This is a genomic window from uncultured Clostridium sp. (assembly GCF_963515715.1).
Lineage (GTDB): Bacteria > Bacillota > Clostridia > Clostridiales > Clostridiaceae > Clostridium_AW.
Genome location: NZ_CAUPZS010000053.1, coordinates 1 through 6434, shown reverse-complemented (window position 1 = coordinate 6434; position 6434 = coordinate 1). Strand labels below are relative to the sequence as shown.

6 protein-coding genes are annotated in these 6434 nt (G+C 30.0%); all 6 read left to right on the top strand.

Annotation, left to right across the window (positions count from 1 at the left end; all coding sequences use genetic code 11):
• Positions 1–55 (top strand): hypothetical protein (locus RYO54_RS20245; RefSeq protein WP_143806714.1); only part of this gene is annotated, 55 nt, incomplete at its 5' end.
• A 56-nt stretch (positions 56–111) separates the two neighbouring features.
• Positions 112–342, top strand: coding sequence for a hypothetical protein (locus tag RYO54_RS20000; protein WP_315122450.1), 231 nt, complete (start codon positions 112–114; stop codon positions 340–342).
• A 1209-nt stretch (positions 343–1551) separates the two neighbouring features.
• Positions 1552–2118, top strand: a complete 567-nt coding sequence (locus RYO54_RS19995; protein ID WP_315122449.1) for a GrpB family protein — start codon at positions 1552–1554, stop codon at positions 2116–2118.
• Positions 2119–2254: 136 nt separating this feature from the next.
• Positions 2255–2584 (top strand): hypothetical protein, encoded by a 330-nt coding sequence (locus RYO54_RS19990; RefSeq protein WP_315122448.1) that lies wholly within the window; start codon positions 2255–2257, stop codon positions 2582–2584.
• Between the two features lie 221 nt (positions 2585–2805).
• Positions 2806–3696 (top strand): hypothetical protein, encoded by an 891-nt coding sequence (locus tag RYO54_RS19985; protein ID WP_315122447.1) that lies wholly within the window; start codon positions 2806–2808, stop codon positions 3694–3696.
• Positions 3697–3919: 223 nt separating this feature from the next.
• Complete coding sequence (locus RYO54_RS19980) at positions 3920–6316, top strand: P-loop NTPase fold protein (protein ID WP_315122446.1); 2397 nt, start codon at positions 3920–3922, stop codon at positions 6314–6316.
• The last annotated feature ends 118 nt before the right edge of the window (positions 6317–6434 follow it).

Below are 6434 nucleotides of genomic sequence, written 5' to 3'. Positions count from 1 at the left end.
CCGCGTCGTCTACGACATCACGAGCAAACCGCCGGCTACGATTGAATGGGAGTAGCAGAAGCAAATATGTTGCTGTTATGAAAGTGTTGAAATTTGTGGGAGATAAAAAGTATGGATATTATATACAAGAAGCAACGATTAGCACTTACACGATTTTGGGGCGACAACAGATTGTGTCTAAGGGCTACAGAACCGGAGCAAAAAGAAATGACTAAAACGCAATTTGTTGGTGGGTATCCCAATGAATGGTACATATTTATTGATGATCTTACAGATGAAGAAAAAAGTGAGATTACAGATATTTATGGCAACTCTATTAGAATACAGGAATTTGATATATAAATCCCAGTTTTGGAACCTTCTGCAGAATGAAAACTTTGAAGTTGCTGAGATGAATGAAATGAATCGTATCTTCAAATATCTAATTGCAAGTATAATTATGGGAGTTACCGTATTCTATGCCGTTTATTATACAAAAGGTGAATATAACTATATGGCATTTCCGATAGCTTTCATTCTTAACGGACCGATTTATTTCAGTAGGAAGAAAACTAAGTTTAGTAAGCTAGCTTTAAAAATAAGCAAAAATGAGACCGTAACGACTTCGTTACGGTCTTTTGATTTATAAAACAGAACCAATTTCGTACCAAATTTTTAAGAATAATGTTAACTCTAATCTAGTAATTCGCAAAAAGGCGCAGTATAATATAAGCAAATGAAAGCGGTTAATTATTAAGGTGCAAACTTGATAGAATTTAAATAAAGTATTTGTGTTGAATAATAGAATCAAAAAATAACAGGGAGGCGAAATTAATGGATCTTGGAACATATATTTTCGTAGGGATGGTTTCTTTAGCAATCATCTTAGTTGTTGGTGTTATCAGTTTTATAAAAAAAGATAAATAATGATATGACAGACTTGATTAAAGAAAAATAATTAAATAGAGGAAAATTGCTAAAAAAAAGTAAGGAGAAGATTAAAATGAGACAATTAAGCGGTATTAAAGTGTTTCTCTTTGGTTATTTATGTTATGTAGTCTTGGCCGTAATTCTTGACCTGTTTCTTGGGTTCGATCAATGGAATCGCGAGCTTAGATTTATATTCATGTTCTTCGTTTTTGGGACGTTGTCTCTATTTTTAAACAAGGGTTATTTCGATAAGTTTTTAAGCAAAAAGATTGAATAGCGTATAGAATGGAGATGAATGTAATGAATCGCATCTTCAAATATTTTATTGCAAGTATTATTATGGGAGTTACCGTATTCTATGCCGTTTATTATACAAAAGGTGAATATAACTATATGGCAATACCGATAGCTTTCATTCTTAACGGACCAATTTATTTCATTAGGAAGAAAAACTTAGTTTAGTAAGCTAGCTTTAAAAATAAATGGAATAGGCTCTGGAAATTTAGTTCTGGAGCCTTTATTATTGGGATTGAGAGACTGTGTTTGAAGGGAGTAGTCGGCATGGATGAAAAGATTGAAATTAAGAAGCAAGATTTCTATGAGATGCTGTAAATATATAAATTAGAATTGTAGAGGTTAGATATGAATAAAAAATTCGAGCAAATGAGTTTAAAAGAGCTTTGGCAACTGTTTCCGATATTTTTAGTCAAACATAATAAAGAGTGGACAAAATGGTATGAAGAAGAAAGAAAATCAATATTATCAGCATTGCCGAGTAAAAGTACAAAAAGAATATCTCATATCGGAAGCACGGCTATATCAGGAATATGGGCGAAAAATATTGTGGATGTATTAGTTGAAGTGAATGACAAGGCGGATTTAGATATTGTTAAAAATATTCTAATAAACAAGGGTTGGCTATGTATGAATATGACTGAAACCCGCATTACATTAAACAAAGGTTACACAGAACAAGGATTTGCAGAAAAAGTATTCCATCTTCATATTAGAATTGTCGAAGATAATGATGAGCTGTATTTTAGAGATTATTTGAATGAGCATAAGGAAATAGGAAAAGAATATGAAATTTTAAAACTATCGCTTTGGAAAAAATTTGAACATGATAGAGATGCATATACTGAGGCAAAAACAGATTTTATAAGAAAATATACAAATTTAGCAAAAAGTTTATATGGGAAAAGATACTAACCAAATTTTTCATTTGTAAGAAGAGCTTAGGGTAGTTAGATAATGTTTGAAAAAAATAATGGAATAGGCTCTGGAATTTTAGTTCTAGAGCCTTTATGATTGTGGTGAGAGACTGTATTTGAAGGGAGTAGTCGGCATGGATGAAAAGATTGAAATTAAGAAGCAGGATTTCTATGAGATGATGTATGTAATGGAGAAAATTCTGTATATCGCAGAACGTTCAGGGGCCAGAGAGGATAGCGACAATAACGCGTATTCTTTAGCTATCGCCTTTGGAAAAGAGAACGTTGTGCAGGAGCTGCTATCGCTTCGAAGAAAAATGAATCACTATTTAGATGAGCAGGGCGAAGTGGAGTTAGAAAAAGTCCTCGAACCAATCGATGACATTAAAATTCCCTTTGGCCTAACACTCGAAGCCTTACGAAAAGAACTTGCACCGTACTTGCCGAAGAGGGTTGAGGGATAAGTAAAATCAAAATAAATTAAGAAAGCTTAGAAACCGTGTGTTTCTAAGCTTCTTTGTATATAAAATATATAAAAAGAGATATTGATTGTGAGTTTTTTAACAGTTAAAATCTAATTGTAAGATTATTTTAAAGGAGGGTGAAATTGTGAATACAAGCTGAAGGATAAGTATCATAGAAATTTGGGTTATATTTATAAAAAAAGTTAGGGAAAAGGTGAAATATGATAATCAAAAAGAAAAGAATTAATTCCATAGATAAATATTTAAAAGCTTTTAAAGAAAGTGAATATATTTATGTAGCAGTTCAATGTAACGATGAAACAAAGGGAGTTTTGAAAAGAAAAAATGGTATAGAAGTATACGAAAAAGGGCTCAAAATCATTCCAAAACCATGTGGCAAAGTTACAGAGCGTAATATGTATGGTGAATTTGTAGTTTGTAAAGATAAAGCTAAAGAATTTAGAACATTTGAAAGAGAATATCATGTGATTGACTGGCATAAAAAAGATCATTATGGCACGTGTTATGTAACAATACTTTGTTACCCCAAAATATTTTTTGAACCACAGTTAGAAGAAATTATATTAGATGCAAATATGATTAAATCAGAAAAAATAGAAATTTCAGACAAAAAAAGAATTTCTCATATTGTTAATATGTTTCTAGAAATTTTCGGTTGTTGCGAAATATTCGATGAAAGAGAAAAAGCCTTAAGTAGTGATATTCAAATTAAATCAATATCATGGGCAATTCTTCCGCCTGGTGAATATCCATGGGACAAGGTTTTAGGTAACCCATGGAAAAAAGAAAAGAGGTCAAAAAAGAATAATCTGGTTGTAGAAAAGAGACACACAGTTATCTCATCTTTTCATCCGGACTTTATGGCGTATGGGGCCAATGGTTTTAACGAATATTTAGTCTATGGTTTTAAGTCGAGAAATTTATTTGTTTTTGAATCTAATCAACTAGATCAAGCAACATATGTTTTTAAGGGGAATTGGGAAGAGTGTTCAAAACTCACTAAGCGAGATGTAATCAAAGGGCATTTGTGCCATGCGAGAATAATACATTGTGCTATCTGGGAAAAAGAAATTTCTAATCTGCTTAGCTAGAGGTAAATGATAGATATTTTTCAAAAATTCATGAAAGGAAGTGATAAATTTGACATACGAAAAAATTAAAAGGTACTTCTCGGAAGTATACAAGTACAATTCGTTTCACAAACAACTCCGACTTTGTCTGGTTTTCAGCTTTGCTTTACTTTTAATAGATAATAGAAATCTTCTATCAAAATTAATCATGCTTGAAGGGTGGGGTATGTTTAGTGTTGGTGTAATGTTTTGTTTTTTGTATATATTTCTCTTTGTTATTGAACAGGGGATTAAAGATGCTTATTATATGAAGTCAACAAATCTGTTAGATATATTTACAATCAACTTGATAATAATCAGTAGTATTTACGGGATGTCGAGCATTTTTATAAATGAAGTTAAGCTATATACGTTATTAGCCGTCGGTTTAATCAATTTATGTTTGATTTATATAATTATACGAAGAGTAAAGATAACAACTGAAAATAACATTGAAATATTAGCAAATATAATTTCTCTTAAGCAATTATTCGAAAATGATTTTGAAAAGAGAACTAATGAACCTGTCCTATTAAAAGATGAAGAGGTTAATTATGACTTGTTAGGTAGAAACCAAATTATAGATTATATTTATGATTCTGTAGCAACGATAAAAACAGATAGGTGTTTTGTTATTAGCTTAGAAGGTAAATGGGGCTCAGGAAAAAGTACAATTATTAATAATGTAAAAAAGAAACTGAAGAAAGATAAAGATATACTAATCTTAGATACCTTTGATCCTTCAGTATTTAATGATAATTCTGTAATGTTAGAGAACATGTTTGCATGTCTTTTGAGAAAAAGTGGTATCAAATATAATACTTTTAATGTTCGAAAATCAATCAAGAAATTGCCGACGCTTATTTTTGGAGGTAAATCTGCTAGAATAAACGATATTCTTTTAACTGAAGAATCTATAGAAGATATAAAATCTCAAATTAACGATTTTCTAAACGCAAGCGATAAAAGATACATTTTTATTATTGATAATCTGGACAGAGTGGATAACACTAATATCTTGACAGTGTTTAAATTAATTAGTGGAATCCTAAATTTCGATAGAGTTACTTATATTCTTTCTTTTGACGACGAAAGAGTAAAAGCTGTATTTAATAGCATGAATGTGGATTATTCTTATTTAAAAAAGATAATAAATTTACCAGTTAGAGTGCCAGAAATTCATAAGGAAACCATAAAAAAATTATATGACACTTCCTTAAATAACATTCTTAACGCATACAATAAGATAGAGTTAATTACTGATTTAGAATCATATATTGATTTTCTGTGTGAAAACCAATTTGAATTGAGAGATTTTTGTAGATTAGTTAACGGACCAATCAATTATACATTACAAGAAAATAGGTATTTAAATGATAAAGAATTAATAGTGTTAGAAACAATTAAGTTTAGCGATTTAGAATTATATAAAAGTATTTATTCTAATAGAATTTATTTTATTTCTTATAATCAAGATGATAATACTGCGCTGAATATTGCGTTTAATAAATCAGAATTTAATAAACAAGCAAAAGCTTATTTTGAAGAACTCCATAAAAAATATTCAAATTATTTGAGTTTGCTCTCTGAAATTTTTCCTTATGTAGAACGTTTTATGCATAAGGAAGATTTAGAAGTAGAAGGGTTTACACGAGAGGATTCTCAATATAATATCGCTGTTAAAAAAAGAAGCATATCTAGTGGTAAATATTTTGATTTATATTTCTGTCAGTCAAGCAATGATTTTATTGCTGTTGCTGAGTCGGTGAACGAATTTATTAAAAAAATTAATAGTTATGAAATAAGGGAGATTGAAAAAACAAAACTCTTACGAAATATTCTAGAAGGTTACAATCATATATTCCAAAAGGAATTTTTGCAAAGATTACAAATATCCACAGATGATATAGATATTAATATGGTTGCAAGTTTAATACGTATCCTCATAAGTAATAATCAAGTATTGGCATCTTTACCAGCGGGCTTAGAATTAAGTTTAGAGGACAGATTAGGATTAATTATTGCTGATTTAATTAATAGAATACCCGTTGAAGAATTGGATTGTATTTTAGAAGAGGAAAAAGAAAACTTGTACAATTTAAAATTGTGGTTTGAAATTTTTTGTGATATTGACGATGAAAAGATGACCGAGGAGTCGAAGAAAAAGAAAGTCAGTGTATTTTTAGAGACAGTCGTTAATAATATTATCGGTAGTTCAGTTGATATCTATGATGAAAAGAATTATTCGTACAAAAATATAGAAGTTTTAAAATATTTTTGTAAAAATGATCCAGAAAGATTACGAAGTTTCTTTAGTGCAATATTAAACCAGGATAATATATATAAATTCTTACTTGATGTTGTGAGTATAACTTTAAATTTTACTGAGAAAAATGGGTTGGATACCTCTCATGCAAACTATTATTTTGAACCAGGGGCCTTTAGTAAATTTATAGGAAAAGAAAGAATTAAAGAATTACTTTCAAAAAAACACCCAGCCACAGAGAAAGAAGCATTAATATTGGAAGTTTTTAGTAGATTTGAAAAAGCAGGAAATGAAAAAATGGAGGCAATAGTTATTGACAATAAATATACTATATAAACTATAGAAATAAAAAATGGCATGATTGTTTTTCCCAGTCATGCCGTTTGCTATCCACCCGTCCCTAATCGTATACTAACGATGTACAACCATTAAGGAGGCTTTTTATGTTTTTATC